Genomic DNA, 18,291 nt, shown 5'->3' on the forward strand with positions numbered 1-18,291 from the left:
GCGAGAATGAAACTGTCGTCCAAGATCTTTGACTCCATTCGCATCAAGCCGCGCCGGGAAGAAAAGCCCGCGCCGGTCGAGCACGTCTGTGACTGGGAGGGCTGCGACAAGGCCGGCGAATACCGCGCGCCCAAGGGGGCGCGTGGCACGGGCGAATATCATCATTTCTGCCTCGAGCATGTCCGCCACTATAATACGTCGTTCAATTTCTTTGCCGACATGACCAAGGACGAGCTGGACGAGGCGCTGCATGCCCCGCCCAAGGCGGAGTCGCGGTCAAGCTTTGCCACCGGCAATCCCAACATGCGCTCGGCTGGCGCCCGGGCGGCGCGCGAGGCCCTGCGGCCCGGCGACAAATATGGCGATCCCTTTGGCGTTTTTGCCAAATATCGCCATCGTCAGTCGCAGAAGCCGGCGGCCGAGCGGGTCAAGCCGCTGCATGAGCAGGATCGGCGCGCGCTCGAAACCCTGGGCATTGTCGATCGCCAGCCCAAGTCGGACGATATCAAGAAGGCCTACAAGAGCCTGGTCAAGATCCACCATCCCGATGCCAATGGTGGCGACAAGAGCTCGGAAGACCGCCTGCGGGCGATCATCTCGGCCTATAGCCATCTCAAGAAGACCGGCTTTGTCGCCAAGTAGGCATGACAATCCGGTGGCTACCCCCAGCGTCACAATGCTGCTATAGAGCCCGCGAGTTTTTAAACGCTTTTCCCGCCTTTCTCACTCTCCAAGAGACAAGCCCATGACTGAGTACACCAATCTGCCCGACACCGAATTTTCGGCCCGGGAGCTGTTCGGTATCGATACGGACATGAAGGTGATGGGCTATAAAGAGGCCAATTCCCACGTTCCCCCGGTTGACCCGGATTATCTGTTCGACCGCAACACGACCCTGGCGATCCTGGCTGGCTTCCAGTTCAATCGCCGCGTCATGGTGCAGGGCTATCACGGCACCGGCAAGTCGACGCATATTGAACAAGTGGCCGCCAGGCTCAACTGGCCGCTGGTCCGCGTCAATCTCGACAGCCATGTCAGCCGTATCGATCTCGTCGGCAAGGATGCGATCGTGCTCAAGGATGGCAAGCAGATCACCGAATTCCGCGACGGCATCCTGCCCTGGGCCGTGCAGAACAATGTCGCGCTGGTGTTTGACGAATATGACGCCGGCCGTCCGGACGTGATGTTCGTGATCCAGCGCGTGCTCGAAGTCGCGGGCCGTTTGACCCTGCTCGACCAGAACCGCGTCATCACGCCCCATCCGGCCTTCCGCCTGTTCTCGACCACCAATACGATCGGTCTGGGCGATACGTCGGGGCTCTATCATGGCACCCAGCAGATCAACCAGGGCCAGATGGACCGCTGGAGCCTGGTCACCACGCTCAACTACCTGCCGCATGACAAGGAAGTGGGCATCGTCCAGGCCAAGAACAAAGCCTATGGCGAGACCGAGAAGGGCAAGAAGCTCATCTCCAACATGGTGCGCCTTGCCGACCTGACGCGTCAGGCCTTCATCAATGGCGATCTCTCGACCGTCATGTCGCCGCGTGCCGTCATCACCTGGGCCGAAAATGCCCAGATCTTTGGTGGCGATGTCGGCTTTGCCTTCCGCCTGACCTTCCTCAACAAGTGCGACGAACTCGAGCGCCCCGTGGTTGCCGAATTCTACCAGCGCGTGTTCGGTGAAGACCTGCCGGAAAGCTCGGCGAACCTCGCCGTGATGGCCTAACAAGACTTCTCCCGGCGCCAAGCCGGGAGCCCCCTTCTCCGGCCCTGCGGGCCATCTTCGCCTGAAGCGGAGACAACGCGGTGGCCGTCCAGGCTCTGTGTCGTGCCCTCGGGCCGCGACTGGGGTTTTCCGGGATAGACCAGATGGCACAACCACCGCGCAGCAAAGCCAACAAGCCCGACCAGACCCAGGTGTTCAAATCCGCCATGGGGGCGACGGTGCGCGCCATTGGCGGCAAGGCCGAGCTGGAAGTGACCTTCACGGCTGACCGGCCGTTGCTGACCTCCGACAAGGCGCGTCTCGCCAATCTCCCCCGCCTGCCGACACGGCGCGATATCGCCATTGCCCGCGGGCAGGGTGATGCCATGGCCATGCGCCTCGCCAGCCACGATCCCGATGCGCATCGCAAGCGTGCGCCGATGGACCCCGTCGCCCGCGCCGCCTTTGACGCGCTGGAACAGGCCCGCGTCGAGGCTTTGGGCTGCGTGCGCATGCCGGGCATGGTGGGCAATATCGGGGAAATGCTGGAAGATCGTCTGTTCCGCGCCAATTTCGCCGAGGTTTCCGACAAGAACGAGGCGCCGATTGCCGAGGCTCTGGGCCTGCTGCTGCGCGAAAAACTGGCCGGCGTGCCAGTGCCGCCCTCGGGCCATGCGCTGGTCGATCTCTGGCGCAAGGAGATCGAGGACAAGGGCGGCAAGTCCCTTGATCAGCTGCTGACGCGGTTCGAAAACCAGGACGAGTTTTCCAAGGCTGCGAAAGCCCTGTTGCGTGACCTCAACCTCGTACCCGAAAGCGAGCTGGAAGACCCCGACGCTTCGGACGAAGAGACCGACGAGAACCAGGAGCCCGATCAGGGCGACGCCTCGGACAAGGCGCCCGAACAGGGCGAAGGCGAGAACGACGCCGACGATACCCAGGACGACGAGCAGGCCGGTGAATCGGAAGAGACCGGCGATGTCGACGGCATGGAATCGGACATGGCCGATACCGACGACGATGCGGCGGCCGAAGCCGGTGAAGACGCGCCCATGCCGCCGCCGGCCAAGGATGGCGGCACGCAGCTCTCCAACCAGTTCAACTACAAGGTCTTCACCTCCAAGTTCGACGAGATCGTCAAGGCGGCAGAGCTTTGCCCGCCCGACGAGCTCGACCAGCTCCGGGCGCTGCTCGACAAGCAGTTGGAAAATCTCGCCGGTGCGGTGGCGCGGCTGGCCAACAAGCTGCAGCGCCGTCTGATGGCCAAGCAGAACCGCTCCTGGCAGTTCGACCTCGAAGAGGGTCTGCTCGACACAGCGCGCCTTACCCGCGTTGTGACCGATCCGATGCAGGCGCTCTCGTTCAAGGTCGAGAATGACACCGATTTCCGCGATACGGTCGTGACGCTTCTCATAGACAATTCCGGCTCGATGCGCGGAAGGCCCATCACGATCGCTGCCATTTGCGGCGACATCCTTGCCCGCACGCTGGAGCGTTGCGGCGTCAAGGTCGAAATCCTCGGCTTTACCACCCGTGCCTGGAAGGGCGGCAAGTCGCGTGAGGCGTGGCTCGAAGCGGGACGTCCTGCCAATCCGGGTCGCGTCAATGACGTGCGCCACATCATCTACAAGGCCGCCGATGAGCCGTGGCGCCATGCAAGGCGCAATCTGGGCCTGATGATGCGCGAAGGGCTTCTGAAAGAAAACATCGATGGCGAGGCGCTCGAATGGGCGCGCAAGCGGTTGATGGCGAGGCCTGAAGCCCGCCGCATCCTGATGGTGATTTCCGATGGCGCGCCAGTCGATGACAGCACGCAGTCGGTCAATGCCGGCAATTATCTCGAGGCCCATCTCCGCCAGGTGATCGAGGATATCGAGACGCGCTCGCCGATCCAGCTGGTCGCCGTGGGTATCGGCCATGACGTGACGCGCTACTATCGCCGCGCCGTGACGCTCCTGGACGCCGAGGAATTGGCCGGGGCGCTGACGGACGAGCTGGCGTCGCTGTTCGACGAGGAAATGCCGGCGCAGGCCCGCAGGCGGGTCCGCGGCTGATGCGGCTCGCGGTCCTCGCCGCGGCGCTGATGGCAGGCCTTGGGCCCGCCCTGGGGGTCGAGGCGACGGTCAATGCGACGCAAATCTCCAGCTTCCGTGATGTCGCGGTGGGCGGTAAGGTCGACCGGCTGATCTTTCGCGGCGGCATGGCGATGACCAGTCCCGACGATACATTTGGCGGACTCTCGGGCATGACCATGACCGGGCCCAATGGCCAGGCTCTCTTCGTCACCGATCGCGGCAGTTTCGTCACCGGATACCTGGCCTATGACGATGCGGGGCAGCTCTTCGGCTTTATCGGCGTCACCATTGAGCCGATGCGCAATTCGAAGGGCGAAATCCTGCCGCGCCAATATGCCAAGGATGCCGAAAGCGTCGATACGGTCTATCGCGACGGCGTGCCGGTCGCCGCGCGGGTGAGCTTCGAGCATCTGACGCGGGTGGCGGATTTTGCACTGACCAATGGCATTCCGGGCGGCCCGGCGCGGGAAGTGTCCATCCCGCAATGGCTGACGGACCTCAGAACCAATGAGTCGCTGGAATCGGTCTGCGTGGCGCCACCGGCCTCACTTGTTGCCGGCTCGACGCTGCTGCTGACCGAGAATTATCTCGACGCGGCCGGCAATCACCGCGGTTATCTTCTGGGGCAGGCCGACAAGGGCGAGATCAGCTATGTGAAGTCGCCGGCAGTCAATCCGACCGAGTGCGCCTTCCTGCCCAATGGCGACCTGCTGGTGCTGGAGCGCGGCGTCTCCATGCTGACCTTCGTCATGAACCTGCGGCGGGTGAAGGCCGATCAGGTGCGGGCGGGCAATGTCATGGCGGGCGAGCTGCTGCTCTCGGCCTCGGGCGGCTCCATTGACAATATGGAAGCCATGACCGTGCATCAGGCGCCGGGTGGCGAGACGCGGATCCTCATCGGCTCGGACAATAATTTCAACGACTGGCAGCGGAGCTTGCTGCTGGAGTTTGCGCTGGTGGATTAGAGGGGCTTTGCACACCCCGCATACTCGGTGTCACCCCGGCCTTGAGCCGGGGCCCATCCCGAGATCGCGTTGCAGCCGCAAGGTCGAACGAACGACCATGGAGCGAACCCTATCATCTCAGGATGGATCCCGGCTCAAGGCCGGGATGACACCGAGTTTTTGGTAAGGTCTGCGAGAATTACGCCGCCCGTGCACCAATCGGCTGCAGCGGCATGATCCTGCCCATCAGCACCCGATACGGCGCCAGCAGCAACAATGCCGCCAAAAACTTCACGCCGAAATCACCCGCCGCCAGCGACACCCAGAGCGGCACTTCCGGACCGACGCCCAAAAGCGGCGCGGGGAAGCCCAGTGAACCATCCGGCAGGCCATAGAGCCCATCGATGCCGGCAAAGGCGGGGGCGAAGGACAGGGTGAAAAAGATCGCCGTGTCGATCAGCGATCCGAACAGCGAGCCGAGGAGCGGCGCGACATACCAGGTCCTGTTGGCGCGCAGGCGCGAGAAGATCGAGATATCGAGCAACTGGCCGACGATGAAGGCCGAGGCGGAAGCCGTGGCAATGCGCTGGGTGGTTGCGGCAGCGCCGCCGGCATTCCAGGGCAGGGGGTGGAAGCTCAAGTAGAAAGAGACGCCAAGGCCGACGACAAAGCCGACAAGCGCCACGAGACGGGCGCGCTGGGCGCCGTCATAGCGGTTGATCAGGTCGGTGACGAGAAAGGCAAAGGGGAAGGTGAAGGCGCCCCAGGTGAGGAGATCCGCCAGGTTGATTGAACCGAGCGTCACGTTGAGCGGATAGAGCACCAGGATATTGGACGCGGCAACGACCACGACCATGGCGGTAACGGCCGCCAGGAAACGAGCAAGCATCAGAATGCATCCCTATGTGATCCGCGACCCAGCATCAGACTGGCGCGGATGAAGTCTATGATGGGCAGGCTTGCCCGTCAAAAAAACAAAACCGCGCGGGGTTGGCCCCCACGCGGCTCGAATTCGTTTGGTAGTCCGGCGCTTAGGCGGCTGCGAGAGCGGCGCGGATTTCCTTCTTGATGCCAGCTGCCAGCGGCGACAGCGTGTCGTCGCTCTGCTTGAGCAGGAAGGCATCGAGGCCACCGCGGTGCTCGACCGAACGGAGAGCAGCAGCCGAAATGCGGAACCGGATCGAGCGGTTGAGCGCGTCCGAGATCAGCGAAACGGTCACCAGGTTCGGGAGGAAGCGGCGGCGGGTGCGGTTAAGAGCGTGCGAAACGTTGTTGCCAACCATTACGCCCTTGCCAGTCAGTTCACAGCGACGTGCCATATTGAGATATCCTACTTTGTGTAAAGGTCCTGGGTGGCAGACAAGTCCGCGACCGGCCTCGATTGTTGTGAAATCTGGCGGCTCTATAGGGAAAAGGGGGGCGCCCGTCAAGGCGAAGCCGGCTCAAACGGGCGCGAGCGCCTTGCAGGAAGCCCGGTGCGCAGGCAGTTTCACTGGATCGGCTGATTCGCCCCAACCAGCACAGAGACATCAGGCCCTTGATTCCGTTCCGCTTTGTCACCCTCTCCAGCCTTGCCCTGTTGATGAGCCTGCCGGCGCAGGCCGCCGAGGTCGATGCATCGGCCAACTACGTGCTCACCCTGGGGGGCATCAACATTGCAGCAATGACGGTCGATCTTGATGACGACGGCAGCCGCTATAGTCTCGACCTGACGGCCAATGTCGCGGGTCTGGGCACGCTGGTATCGAGTGGCACGGCGACGGCGAAGTCCGTGGGTCGCTCGACCGATGCGACGCTCCATGCCGACGCATTCAATCTCGAAACCCGCGCCAATGGCGAGGTGTTCACCGTCGATGTCGATTTTGCCGGTCGCGACGTCTCCGCCTTCAAGGTCGATCCGCCGATCACCGATTATGATCGCGTGCCGATCGAGCGGCGCCACCTGACCGGCGTTTCCGACTTCCTTTCGGCCTTCGTGCTCAAGGGTACGGCGCTGGACAAGAGCCTCTGCGATCGTCGCGCCAATATTTTTACCGGCGCCGAGCGTTTCGACATTGCCATGAGCTATGCCGGCGATGACGAGGCGACCTCTCAGCGCACCGGCTATCAGGGTCCGGTCGTCCTCTGCACGGTGGACTACAACCCGATCTCGGGCCATTTCACCACGTCGGAAATCACCTCCTATCTCGCCGACAGCGACCGCATCATCATCTGGTATGCCCCGCTGGGCGAGACAGGCTATTACGTGCCCTATCGCGTGTTGCTGGGCACCAATATGGGTGATCTGAGCATGGTTCTCACGCGACTGACTTACTGATCACTTCTGCCGGGGCGGCTTGAGTTCGCTGCCCGGGATTTCCGTCTTGTCGCGATGCAGCAGCACTGCGTCGAGCAGGGTCTTTGCGACATTGCGCACTTCGCCCTGCATGGCGATGTCCTTGTCCAGCGCCTCGTGATTGGTGGCATAGGGCTCCCAATAGCCGATGTAGCGATCCAGTTCGGCCAGTGGTCCGGCCGGCGCCATTTCCATGAACTTCAGCCAGTCCGAAATCGAGCGGCGCACGTCCTTGGTGCCTTCGACGTCGCCATGGACGACCACGGCGAACAGCCGACCCTTGAGGTGGCGCGGATAGTCCCAGCCATCGAGTTCGACCTGTTTGGCGCGCTGGGCGTCCTTGCCCTGGGTGAGCGTGGGGTCGGGATTGCCGCCATCGGCACAGACCAGGCGATCCATCATGGCCTTGAGCGGGCTTGCCACCTGATACCAGTTGACCGGGCTGACGATCATCACCGCATCGGCGCGCATCCACATAGGATAGATGTCATTCATCCAGTCCTGCGTCTGGCCCAATGAGTAATTGGGATAGCAGGAGCAGGGGAAGTGGCAGAGCGCGGCGGCGGTCGAAAAGCAGCTCTTGCAGGGGTGAATGTTGCGGCCATATTCGGAGGTGGTGCGGCTGAGATCGAGGATCTCGGTTTCGAGCCCGCCTTCCTCCAGCACTTCGGCGGCCATCTGTACCATGCGGAAGCTCTTGCTCATCTCGCCGGGGCAGGTGTGTTCGCTGCGCGATGAACCGTTGATCAGCAGCACGCGCTGCGGGCGGTCGCCGCTTTCATAATCGGCCCGGGCGCGATCCACCGCCGCCTTGGCCTCGATCCAGTCCTCGGCGAGGTCATAATCGGGGTCGGCATAGCCTGGCCCGGCCTTTTGCGTGCGCGGCGCCTTGCGCGAGTTGTCATAGGCATCCCAGGCCGCATCGGCGATGCGGTCGAGCTCACCCTGCAGCTGGTCGAAGCCGGGATCGATATATTGGCTGAGGAAACGCGTTTTGAATTCGGACTTGTCGAGCGTGGGGTCCGGCATGCCCTTGCGGGGCTCCGGGGCGGTCAGGACTTTGGTTTGCTGCATTTGGGTCTCCGTGGATTCCCAATGGTGGCAGCGACACGAAGTTCCTCTTCGGCACTGTCTCGTGATGGCACGGTCAAAGGCTTTTTTGACAATTTCCCGACGGCACAGCCGCCGTGGCCGGGCTGACAGGTGTTAACGTCGGGGCGCGCGCAAAAAATGTTCGCGCAATGATCCGCTCAGGTTCGTCCGAAACAGGCCGAAATTAACGTTTCGGAAATGCATGTGAACGGCTTTTGGCGGTTTTGGGCAGGTTCGTTCTCATCCAACAGCGCACTGGTGGCACCTCTGGCACCAGACCACCATGGCTTGGGGTGAACAAAGCCGGATTTTGTGGGTTCGCCCGATTCTGACCCTGTTCGTTCCGGGTTTGGTTCAGGGGTTAACTGGAGCCTGCGCCAGCGGTAAAAGCTGTACCAGTTCGGGAAATGCACAAGACACGCCCCATCTTACTTGTCCCTACGGGCGGGAGCGCTGTGAGATGATGCGCCACCCTTGCCCCACCGTCCCATCCTGGCACGGTCAAATCTTTCTTCGTCAATTTCACCAGGCGAGAGCCGTCAAAACCGCCGTCCGGCAGATAAATCTCGCGGCGGCTGTAAATATATCCGTATTTACACTTTGTTCAGAGCTGCCTGATTTCGTCTGCATTTAACGCAAATTCAACGAAGCTGAATGGATTCCGGGCTTTTTGGGTCAGAGCGGCGGCGCGCTAGGCCGCGCTGGTAGGTCTTGTCCGATGCGAGCCACAATATATCGTGGAGAACGAATGCAGATTCATTGATTCGTTCTGATTCGATGCCATTTTGTTTCTGTAATGTTCCTTTTTTGAACATCTGACATAAAAAGGTCGCGTAGCCTGTCCTTTCTTGGGACAATGCTCACAAGCTCTCGCAACGGCCGTTTTCAACTCCTACATTGCCGGCAATGACTTTCGCCCCGCCCCAGTCGGTCAAGGCAATCCTTGGCCCCACCAATACCGGCAAGACCTATTTTGCCATCGAGCGTATGCTGGCCCATCCCACCGGGATGATCGGCTTGCCGCTGCGCCTGCTCGCGCGCGAGGTCTATCAGCGTTGCATCGAGCGGGTGGGCGAGGGCGCAGTGGCGCTGGTCACCGGCGAAGAGCGGATCATTCCAGCCAAACCGCGCTTCTGGGTCTGCACCGTCGAAGCCATGCCGATGGATATCCGTGTCGATTGCGTGGCGGTGGACGAGATCCAGACCGCGGTGGATTTCGATCGTGGCCATGTCTTTACCGACCGGATCCTGCATGCCCGCGGCAGCATGGAGACGCTGCTGCTGGGCGCGGCGACCATGGCGCCGATCATCCGAAAGCTCTTGCCGCATGCCGAAATCATCGATCGACCGCGGTTTTCCCAGCTCAGCTATGCCGGCTCCAAGAAAATCTCGCGCCAGCCGCCGCGCTCGGCCATCGTCGCCTTCTCGGCCAAGCAGGTTTACGCCATTGCCGAATTGATCCGCCGCGAGCGCGGTGGTGCCGCGGTGGTCATGGGCGCGCTGTCGCCCCGCACCCGCAATGCGCAGGTCGAGCTTTATCAGAATGGCGATGTGGATTTCCTCGTCGCCACCGACGCCATCGGCATGGGGCTCAACCTCGATATCCACCATGTGGCCTTTGCCGATGACAGCAAGTTCGACGGAAGGATCAGTCGCGACCTGACCCCGGCCGAGATCGGCCAGATCGCCGGTCGCGCCGGTCGCCACGCGAGAAACGGCACCTTTGGCGTCACCGGCGGCACCGAGGGATTCGACGAGGAACTGGTCGTTCAGCTCGAAACACATGACTTCGACGCGATAAAAGTGCTGCAATGGCGCAACAACCAGCTCGATTTCAGCTCGATCGGGGCGCTGCAAAATTCTCTCGATGCCGTGCCCGAGCATCGCAGTCTCACCCGCGTGCCCCTGGCCAAGGATCAGCAGGCGCTCGAATTCGTCTCGCGCAATGAGGCTGGGGCCCTGGCGCGTGGCCTCGATGGGGCGCGGCTGCTGTGGGAATGCTGCCAGATCCCTGATTATCAAGGGATTTCTCCGGCCAATCACGGGGAAATCGTCACGCGGATTTACTCGGATTTAGTCAAGAAGCGCGCGGTCAACGCGGACTGGATTGCCGAGCAGGTGCGGTTTTGCGACAATGTGAGCGGCGATATCGACACCTTGAGCAACCGGATCAAGCAAATCCGGACCTGGACCTTTGTCGCCAATCGCAAAAACTGGCTTGCAGACCCTTCACATTGGCGCGAAAAGACCCGAGACATTGAGGATAGGTTGAGCGACGCTCTTCATGAGCGGCTGACTCAGCGCTTCGTCGACCGGCGCACCAGCGTCTTGCTGCGTCATCTGAAAGACAAACGTATGGCATCTCCCGAGATCAATGAGCGCGGCGAAGTACGGCTGGAAGGCCATCTCATCGGCACGCTTGAAGGCTTCCGCTTTACCCTGGCGCGCAATGATGGCGACGCCGATATCAAGGGGCTGCGCGCAGCAGCCGACCAGGTGGTGGCTCCCGAGATCCACAATCGCGCCGATCGCCTGGCCGGCGCGCCCAATGAAGAATTCGTGCTGGCCACCGATGGCCGGCTGCGCTGGAAGGGCGATATCGTCGCCGAACTGATCGAGGGCGATGCGCTTTATCGCCCGCGCATCCTGATGCTGGCGGACGAAACGCTGACCGGGACCGATCTCGAGCGCGTGCAGGATCGCCTCAGCCTCTGGCTACGCCATCATATCAATACCGTGCTCGAAAGCGTCATGGCGCTGGAAGCGCCGGCCGATGTCGATGGCACCGCGCGTGGCATTGCCTATCAGCTCTACGAGCATATCGGCCTGATCCCGCGTGGCCAGGTGGCCGACGAGGTCAAGAACCTCGATCAGGACCTGCGCGGCAAACTGCGCAAGCTGGGCGTCAAGTTCGGCGCCTATCACATCTACCTGCCGCTCTCGCTCAAGCCCGCGCCGCGCGAGCTGGCGCTGATTCTGTTCGCCCTCAAGAATGGCGGCGTGCGCCAGGCTGGCGTGACCGATATTCCCCATATCGTGCTGAGCGGCCGCACCAGCTTCGTGGTTGATCCCGAAGTCGATACGCGGCTCTACGAAATGGCCGGTTTCAAGGTGGCCGGCAAGCGTGCCGTGCGCGTCGATATTCTCGAACGCCTGGCCGATATCATCCGTCCGCTGATCGCGCTCGATGCCGGTCGTTTCTATCAGGGCGAACTACCAGCCGGTGCTGCCGAAGGCAACGGTTTCCGCGTCACCGTGGAAATGACCTCGCTGCTGGGCTGCTCGGGCGAAGACTTCGCCTCGATTCTTTCGTCACTCGGCTACAAGGTAAAGCGCGTTCCCAAGGTGGCCGCGCCTGCCCCTGCCGCCGAAGCCAGTGCCGAAGCGCCGGCTCTTGAAGAAGTGCTGGCCGAGAACCCGGCCACGATCGATGCGGCTGAAGAGACCCCGGTCGAGGCCGTTGCCGAAGAGGCTGCGCCGGTCATCGAGGCCGATGTGCCCGAAACCACGATTGTGGAAGCGGCGCCCGCCGAGGCCGTTGCCGCCGAAGCCGTCGAGCCGGAGTTTGACGAGATCTGGTCGCCGGCCGGCCGTCGCCCCGACAACAAGCGTCATGAATCCCGCCGCCGTCCGGAAGGCGAGGTCCAGACCAAGCGTCCCGAGCGTCAGCGCACGGCGGGTCCGCGTCGCCCCGAGGGTGAGGTGCAGGATCTGAACAAGGCCCGTCACCTGCAGAAGCCGCGTGGTGAAAGCAAGCCGCGTCCGGAAAATCGTCGTCCCGACGATCAGAAGGGCGATCGTGCCCGCTTCCAGCAGCCGCAGCGCGACGAGCGCAAGGAAAAGGCTTTCGATCCCGATAGCCCCTTTGCCAAGCTCCTGGCGCTAAAATCGCCGAAGGGTCAGTAGGGATTGGCAGGAGCGAGCGAACCCATCCGCAAGGAGCGGCTCGACAAGTTCCTGTTTTTCTCGCGCGCGCTAAAATCGCGCACGCTGGCGCAAAAGTTCATCGAAAGCGGCGCGGTCCGCGTCAACTCCGAACGCACCGACCGTTCCGACCAAAAGGTCGGGGCGGGCGATGTTCTGACCATGACGCTGCACAATCGCATCACGGTCTGGCGCATCCTCGATTGCGGGGTGCGCCGCGGCCCGGCACCCGAAGCGCAGGGGCTCTATCAAGATCTTTCCCCGCCGCCACTGCCCAAGCCGGAGCTGTCGCCCTATGATGCAGCGATCGCCCAGCGCGGCGAAGGCGCGGGCCGGCCGACCAAGAAGGAGCGGCGCGATACGGACCGTCTGCTGGGCGGCGACGAAGACTAGACGGAACGATCGCTGACTTGGCGCGTCATCGCTCTAAAGCCAGGTATTCCATCATGTCACAGGACACATCACCCATTGCCCAGGCGCGGCTGCCGACCAATTCGGCAGAAGCGACCAATGCGATGATCCATTATTATCGCGCAGAAATGGGCCGCATGAATGCCTGGCGATCGCGCATCGATCTCACCAGCAATTGGGCGATTACCGTGGTTGCGGCGCTGCTTTCGGTGTCGCTGTCGACACCAACCGCCCATCATGGCCTGTCGCTGTTTGCCATGCTGATCGTTACGCTGCTGCTCTGCGTCGAGGCGCGGCGCTATCGTTTCTACGATGTCTATCGCATGCGGGTGCGTCAGTTCGAGCGGCACTATTTCGGCCAGCTTTTCGGGCCTGAGACGGAAAGCGGCACCGAGCCATGGCTGCTGATGCTGGCGCAGGATCTGCGGCACCCCAAGTTCCGCATCACCTACCAGTTGGCGCTCCGGCGTCGGTTGCGGCGGAATTATATCTGGATGTTTCTGATCCTGCTCTTTGCCTGGGTGGTCAAGCTGGCCTCGCCTGACCTGCAGGACGGGGCAGCGCTCGATCCGGGCCGGCCGCTGCAGACGGTCATCGGCCATGCCGCCATCGGGCCGGTCCCGGGTTGGCTGGTCGTGGTGCTGATCGTGCTTTTCTTTGCAGGCCTTGCCACAGCTTCGCTCAAAGGCAAGGATCGCGGCGGCGAAGAGGTGCATGTCTGACGAAGAAAGGCCCGGGATTGCTCCCGGGCCTTTTATCGGTCTGGCCTTGCTTGGAGGCCGTCAGTGGTGATGCTTGTGTTCCGGCATCTTTTCGAGCTGGTCCTTGGTCCAGCCGGTCACGGCGTGGACGTCGCCATGCTCGTCGCGCATGAATTCGAGGTCACTGGCCGGAACGGCCACTGGCTTGGCGCCAATGCCGAGAAAGCCGCCGACATCGACGATGATCTGGCTGCTGGCACCCAGGCCGTGCAGGTGAGAGACGTGGCCGATCTTGTGATCGTCGGCGCCATAAATGGTGGCGCCTTCGAGAACCGACGGGGTCAGTTCATTGGCGGCAAGGCGGACATGGTTGGAATGATCCATGGGATGTTCTCCTCTTGTTGTAGACCGGTTTAACCCGTCAGCATCGAGGTTGTTCCCGCCGGCTTCGGAATTGGGGACCATGGTCTCGAGCCGTTCGAGCGTGTCGCCGACGCGGCGGGCAACCTCCACGTCAAAGCTTTCGTCCGGACCGCTCATTTCGTAACGGCGCAGGTCCTCAGTGCTGACGCCCGCGGTCGCGGCGAATTCGTCGGGATCGAGGCCCATGGCGAGGCGACGGTTGTGGTCGCCCTTGGGCTGGCGGCGGGCGGGGTCCTGGGCAGATTGCTGGAAAGTGGGCATGTCGGGTCTCCTCTATTGAGGAGAACAAGCATCGCCAGGGGCAAAAGGTTTCGCTCTGGCATTAACCTGCGCCAAATGGTGCGGCTTGCCAGCCTTGCAGGCGGCCATAAAACGGTTTAGCACCGGACCCGTTGAGAACCCCGCCGGACTGCCGCCCGATATGACCTATATCGTCACCGATAATTGCATCGCCTGTAAGTACACCGACTGTGTCGAAGTCTGCCCCGTGGATTGTTTCTACGAAGGCGAAAACATGCTGGTGATCCATCCGGACGAGTGTATCGACTGCGGCGTGTGCGAGCCGGAATGCCCGGCCGAGGCGATCAAGCCCGATACCGAGAGCGGGCTCGACGAATGGCTGGCGCTCAATACCAAATTTGCCTCGATCTGGCCCAACCTGACCGAACGGCGCGACCCGCTGCCCGAGGCCAAGGCGCTTGATGGCGAAGAAGGCAAGCTGGCTAAATATTTCTCGGAAGCGCCCGGCGAGGGCGACTGAAGCTGATCTGCCGCAGCTGTTGACGGGCTGTGGGGAAGCTGTGGAATCAAGCAGATTGGGCGCCTGGCCACAGGATTGTCCTCTTGCATGGGCGCGCATATGCGCTTGATTCGTAGTTTTTGATTTTGCCGAAAATTTGTGCTATGGTCCCTCTGAATGCAGTTGAGCCCGTCACCCAGCCCGTGCCTTAAGGCACGTTTTTTCTGACAACATCGCTAGATGTGCTGACCTCCGGACAAAGCGGATCCGGATCGCCATGGGGTTATTGCTGCGCGCGGCGTCGCGTTTCGGCGCCAGAGTATGAGTATAGGGTGGATGGTCCTTCCCGCCAGGAACCGTCCATTTGGGGCGTCAACAAGGAGTTCCAAGACTATGGTAGCCAAGAAGGTACAGACACGGCTCGGTTTCAAGACCGGTGAGTACGTCGTCTATCCGGCGCATGGCGTCGGTGTGATCGTCTCGATCGAGGAACAGGAAGTTGCCGGACTGACCCTTGAACTGTTCGTCATCAGTTTCGAACAGGATAAGCTGACCCTTCGCGTTCCCGTTGCCAAGATCAAGTCCGTCGGCATGCGCAAGCTGGCCGAAGAGGACATGGTGACCCAGGCCCTGACCACCGTTACCGGTCGCGCGCGCGTCAAGCGCACCATGTGGTCGCGTCGTGCCCAGGAATATGAAGCCAAGATCAATTCGGGCGACCTGATCGCCATTTCCGAAGTCGTGCGCGATCTCTATCGCTCCGAAGAGCAGCCCGAGCAGTCCTATTCGGAACGCCAGCTGTTCGAACAGGCCATGGATCGCATGAGCCGCGAAATCGGTGCCGTCAACAAGCTGACGCTGACCGAAGCCGTGCAGCTGATCGAAAAGAACCTGGCCAAGTCGCCCAAGCGCACCAAGGCTGATGCCGAGCCGGAAGGCGACGAAGAAGCTGCCTAATCTTTCAGCTTCAACGACATGAACATTGGGCCGGTGGAAACACCGGCCCTTTTTCGCATTTTGGGGTCCGAAGTGACACTCGATGCTAACAGTCTGCTAGCCAATTGGGCCGGATGGGCCTCCGGATTGAAGCTGGTGCTACTCAGATCTTGCCCAGAACATCGCCCAGCCGGCTCGTGGCACTACCGGGCTTGAGCGGTTGCTGCTGGCTTTCATGCGGCACCCAGCCGGAGAGCCAGATGATTTCCAGCGTCGCGCGGATACGGCCGTCGGCATCGCCGTCGCGGGCTGCATAGGCTTCGGCTGCGGCCGCCAAGAGGGTGGGCGTCGCCAGGCGTTTTGGTCGGTCCATCAGGGGGTTGGAGGCGCCGAGTGCCTTGAGTTCGGCCATCAGGGCGAAGGGGCTGGCATAGCGCACGACATGGGTTTCGACATCGGCGACGGGCAGGGCAAGGCCGGCGCGCTGCAGCAGGGCGCCGGCATCGCGCACCTGGATCATCGGCGCCACCCGCGCCGCCGCGCCGCCCCATATCTCTATGTCAGCGCTGAGGAAAGCCTCGCGCAATTCAGTCAGCGTCTCGCCGCCCAGCGCTGCCACCATCAGCAGGCCGTCGGGCGCCAGATGCTTCCGCAAGCGCGCCAGATAGCCAGGCACGTCATTGATCGCCTGCAGCTCCAGCAGCGAGACAATCAGATGATAGTTTTCCCCGCTCAGCGGGGGCATGTCATCATGGCTGTCGAAGGCCCTGTAGCGCTCAAAGGTAAAGCTGGCGCTGGCGGTGCGGCCTGACGACGGGAGTTTTTCGAGATCGGGGCCAATAATGGCGGCCCTGGAGAAATCGCGGATCAGCGCGGCCAGCCTATCCTCGAGATCGGCTAGAATGAGATCGGTAACGAAGTCGCTGGTTTCCGTACGCCGCGCCAGGTGGCGGGCGATCAGGGGCTTGTCGAAAATGGCGGGCGGCTGGGTCATGTCGATCTTGCGGCCAGATGGGGCTGTGGCACTATCTGCCTTATGGAGAGGCATGAGGGGCTTGTCAAAACCGGTCTTTGGGCCAGCGGCCTGGCGCGTGGTGCGCAGACGCTGGGCAACATGCTGCTCGACCTCGCCTATCCGCCTGTCTGCCTCAATTGCGAGGCGCCGATCGCAACGGCAGACGGGCTTTGCGGACCGTGTTTTACAAGGCTCCGACCAATCACCGCGCCGCTCTGTCCGATCATGGGCCTGCCCTTTGAAATCTCCCTAGGGCCAGGCGCGCTCTCCGCAGAGGCCCTGGCCGATCCGCCGCCTTTCGGGCGGGCGCGGGCAGCGGTGATCTACAATGAGGTGGCGCGCACGCTGGTCTCCCGCCTCAAATATGGCGACCGGCCCGAGCTGGCGCGCTTTTGTGCGCGGTTGATGGCTGGTGCTGGGCATGAATTGTGGGCCGGCGAACCGGTGCTGGTGCCGGTGCCGCTGCATCCGGCGCGGCAGCGCGAGCGGCGCTATAACCAGTCGGCGGAGCTGGCGCAGGCCCTCGGCAGGCTCACCCGGCTCCGGGTCGATCCCCTGTTGGTGCGGCGTATTCGCAAGACGCGACAACAGGTTGGTCTATCTGGCGATGGCCGCCAGCGGAACGTCGCCGGTGCCTTTGCCGTTCACCCCGGCATGCTGGCACGGATCAAAGGTCGCCGCGTGGTTGTGGTGGACGATGTCTATACGACGGGCGCCACGACCAAGGCGGTGACACGGGCCTTGCGCAAGGCGGGCGTTGAATCCATTGACGTGATGACCTTTGCCCGCGTTGTCATCGGGGCAGAACTGCCCATATAAGAATAACCGCCTCTTCTCGAAGGAGAATTTCAGATGGCCAAGATTGAAATCTATACGACGCCGACCTGCCCCTATTGTCACGCCGCCAAGTCGCTGCTCAATGAAAAGGGTGCTGACTATACCGAAATTACCGTGCTTGATCCCGACCTGCGCGCCGCGATGACCCAGCGCGCGCATGGCCGCCGCACCGTGCCGCAGATCTTTATCGGCGAGACACATGTCGGTGGTTATGATGATATGGCTGCGCTCGACCGCGAAGGCGGCCTCGACAAGCTGCTGGCGTCGTAGCCTTCCATGAAAATCGCTGCCATCCAGATGCGGTCCGGGCTTGACCCCGAGGCCAATCTTGCGGCCCTCGAGCCCATGCTGGCCGAGGCCGCCGCGGCCGGCGTCACCTATGCGCTGACACCGGAAGTGACGGTTATCTTTCCGGAAAATCGCGAGCAGCTCAAAAGCGTTGCCGCGCCTTTCGAGGATCATCCGCAGCTGCGCCGCATTGGCGAACTGGCCAGGCAGCACAACATGTTCGTCCATATCGGCTCGCTTGCCGTGCCGCTGGAGGATGGCCGCTTTGCCAATCGCTCGGTGCTGTTCGGGCCCGATGGCGCGATTGTTGATACCTATGACAAGATCCATCTGTTCGATGCCGATATTGCCGGGCTCAATGCCTACCGCGAAAGTGCCACCTATGCCGGAGGCGAGCGGGCGGTAACGGCGAAACTGGGTGAATTCACCCTGGGCATGTCGATCTGCTACGACATGCGTTTTCCCAAGCTTTACAATAGCCTCGCCAATGCTGGAGCAAACCTGATCGCCGTGCCGGCGGCCTTTACCGTGCCGACGGGGCAGGCACATTGGCATGTGCTGCTGCGTGCCCGCGCCATCGAAACAGGCTCCTATGTCATTGCCGCGGCGCAGGGTGGCCATCATCCCAATGGCCGTGCCACCTATGGCCATTCGCTGGTGATCGATCCCTGGGGCCGCATCATCGCCGAACTGGAGCATGACGAACCAGGCGTGCTGCTGGCCGAAATTGGCGTGGATCATGTGGCCGACGCGCGGGCGCGCATACCGGCTCTGGCCAATGCGCGAAACTTTGCCCTGCCCGAGACGTTGCAGGACTAGGTAATCGACCTATATCCTTCCCAACAGCGCCGCCCGGCGCATGA

General features: G+C 62.1%; 18 protein-coding genes. 13 read left to right on the top strand and 5 right to left on the bottom strand.

Annotated elements, in window-relative coordinates; genetic code table 11:
* Positions 1–6 precede the first annotated feature (6 nt).
* From P0Y65_21110 to P0Y65_21125, 4 genes are all read left to right on the top strand, one after another.
* Positions 7–642: a DnaJ domain-containing protein gene (locus tag P0Y65_21110; GenBank protein WEK04641.1), complete on the top strand. Its 636-nt coding sequence runs from the start codon at positions 7–9 to the stop codon at positions 640–642.
* A 103-nt stretch (positions 643–745) separates the two neighbouring features.
* Complete coding sequence (gene cobS / locus P0Y65_21115) at positions 746–1,729, top strand: cobaltochelatase subunit CobS (protein ID WEK04642.1); 984 nt, start codon at positions 746–748, stop codon at positions 1,727–1,729.
* A 143-nt stretch (positions 1,730–1,872) separates the two neighbouring features.
* Positions 1,873–3,762 (top strand): cobaltochelatase subunit CobT, encoded by a 1,890-nt coding sequence (gene cobT / locus P0Y65_21120; protein ID WEK04643.1) that lies wholly within the window; start codon positions 1,873–1,875, stop codon positions 3,760–3,762.
* Positions 3,762–4,748, top strand: a complete 987-nt coding sequence (locus P0Y65_21125) for an esterase-like activity of phytase family protein (GenBank protein ID WEK04644.1) — start codon at positions 3,762–3,764, stop codon at positions 4,746–4,748. The genes cobT and P0Y65_21125 overlap by 1 nt, the downstream gene beginning before the upstream one ends.
* Before the next feature lie 178 nt (positions 4,749–4,926).
* Here the strand turns inward: P0Y65_21125 and P0Y65_21130 are convergent, their stop codons facing one another.
* Positions 4,927–5,616 carry a queuosine precursor transporter gene (locus tag P0Y65_21130; GenBank protein WEK04645.1) on the bottom strand — a complete coding sequence of 230 codons (690 nt, stop codon included), beginning with the start codon at positions 5,614–5,616 and terminating at the stop codon, positions 4,927–4,929.
* 142 nt (positions 5,617–5,758) lie between these two features.
* Positions 5,759–6,046, bottom strand: a complete 288-nt coding sequence (rpmB, locus tag P0Y65_21135; GenBank protein WEK04646.1) for a 50S ribosomal protein L28 — start codon at positions 6,044–6,046, stop codon at positions 5,759–5,761.
* A gap of 218 nt (positions 6,047–6,264) precedes the next feature.
* Between rpmB and P0Y65_21140 the strand changes: the two genes are divergently transcribed.
* Positions 6,265–7,044: a DUF3108 domain-containing protein gene (locus P0Y65_21140; GenBank protein ID WEK04647.1), complete on the top strand. Its 780-nt coding sequence runs from the start codon at positions 6,265–6,267 to the stop codon at positions 7,042–7,044.
* On the opposite strand, the gene P0Y65_21145 is transcribed toward P0Y65_21140, so the two are convergent.
* Complete coding sequence (locus P0Y65_21145) at positions 7,045–8,136, bottom strand: flavodoxin family protein (protein WEK04648.1); 1,092 nt, start codon at positions 8,134–8,136, stop codon at positions 7,045–7,047.
* Positions 8,137–9,060: 924 nt separating this feature from the next.
* Here P0Y65_21145 and P0Y65_21150 point away from each other — a divergent pair.
* From P0Y65_21150 to P0Y65_21160, 3 genes are read left to right on the top strand one after another with little or no spacing between them, the layout of a single operon-like run.
* Positions 9,061–12,060 carry a helicase-related protein gene (locus P0Y65_21150; protein ID WEK04649.1) on the top strand — a complete coding sequence of 1,000 codons (3,000 nt, stop codon included), beginning with the start codon at positions 9,061–9,063 and terminating at the stop codon, positions 12,058–12,060.
* Positions 12,061–12,063: 3 nt separating this feature from the next.
* The gene (locus P0Y65_21155) at positions 12,064–12,471 is read left to right on the top strand and encodes an RNA-binding S4 domain-containing protein (protein ID WEK04650.1); all 408 of its coding nucleotides are present in this window, start codon (positions 12,064–12,066) and stop codon (positions 12,469–12,471) included.
* Positions 12,472–12,524: 53 nt separating this feature from the next.
* The gene (locus P0Y65_21160) at positions 12,525–13,211 is read left to right on the top strand and encodes a DUF2270 domain-containing protein (protein ID WEK04651.1); all 687 of its coding nucleotides are present in this window, start codon (positions 12,525–12,527) and stop codon (positions 13,209–13,211) included.
* A gap of 60 nt (positions 13,212–13,271) precedes the next feature.
* On the opposite strand, the gene P0Y65_21165 is transcribed toward P0Y65_21160, so the two are convergent.
* Positions 13,272–13,574, bottom strand: coding sequence for a PRC-barrel domain-containing protein (locus P0Y65_21165; protein ID WEK06860.1), 303 nt, complete (start codon positions 13,572–13,574; stop codon positions 13,272–13,274).
* Between the two features lie 460 nt (positions 13,575–14,034).
* Between P0Y65_21165 and P0Y65_21170 the strand changes: the two genes are divergently transcribed.
* Complete coding sequence (locus tag P0Y65_21170) at positions 14,035–14,373, top strand: ferredoxin family protein (protein ID WEK04652.1); 339 nt, start codon at positions 14,035–14,037, stop codon at positions 14,371–14,373.
* 372 nt (positions 14,374–14,745) lie between these two features.
* Positions 14,746–15,309 carry a CarD family transcriptional regulator gene (locus tag P0Y65_21175; GenBank protein ID WEK04653.1) on the top strand — a complete coding sequence of 188 codons (564 nt, stop codon included), beginning with the start codon at positions 14,746–14,748 and terminating at the stop codon, positions 15,307–15,309.
* Between the two features lie 142 nt (positions 15,310–15,451).
* Here P0Y65_21175 and P0Y65_21180 read toward each other — a convergent pair whose 3' ends face one another.
* On the bottom strand, positions 15,452–16,282 hold the full coding sequence (locus tag P0Y65_21180; GenBank protein WEK04654.1) for an SAM-dependent methyltransferase: 831 nt from the start codon (positions 16,280–16,282) through the stop codon (positions 15,452–15,454).
* 42 nt (positions 16,283–16,324) lie between these two features.
* Between P0Y65_21180 and P0Y65_21185 the strand changes: the two genes are divergently transcribed.
* Genes P0Y65_21185 through P0Y65_21195 form a run of 3 tightly spaced genes read left to right on the top strand, consistent with a single transcriptional unit; the run spans position 16,325 to position 18,247 of the window.
* Positions 16,325–17,122, top strand: coding sequence for a ComF family protein (locus tag P0Y65_21185; GenBank protein WEK04655.1), 798 nt, complete (start codon positions 16,325–16,327; stop codon positions 17,120–17,122).
* A gap of 33 nt (positions 17,123–17,155) precedes the next feature.
* Positions 17,156–17,410 (top strand): glutaredoxin 3, encoded by a 255-nt coding sequence (gene grxC, locus P0Y65_21190; protein WEK04656.1) that lies wholly within the window; start codon positions 17,156–17,158, stop codon positions 17,408–17,410.
* 6 nt (positions 17,411–17,416) lie between these two features.
* Positions 17,417–18,247 (top strand): carbon-nitrogen hydrolase family protein, encoded by an 831-nt coding sequence (locus P0Y65_21195; protein ID WEK04657.1) that lies wholly within the window; start codon positions 17,417–17,419, stop codon positions 18,245–18,247.
* Positions 18,248–18,291: the final 44 nt, after the last annotated feature.

It is taken from the genome of Candidatus Devosia phytovorans, assembly GCA_029202405.1.
In the GTDB taxonomy this organism is placed as follows: domain Bacteria; phylum Pseudomonadota; class Alphaproteobacteria; order Rhizobiales; family Devosiaceae; genus Devosia; species Devosia phytovorans.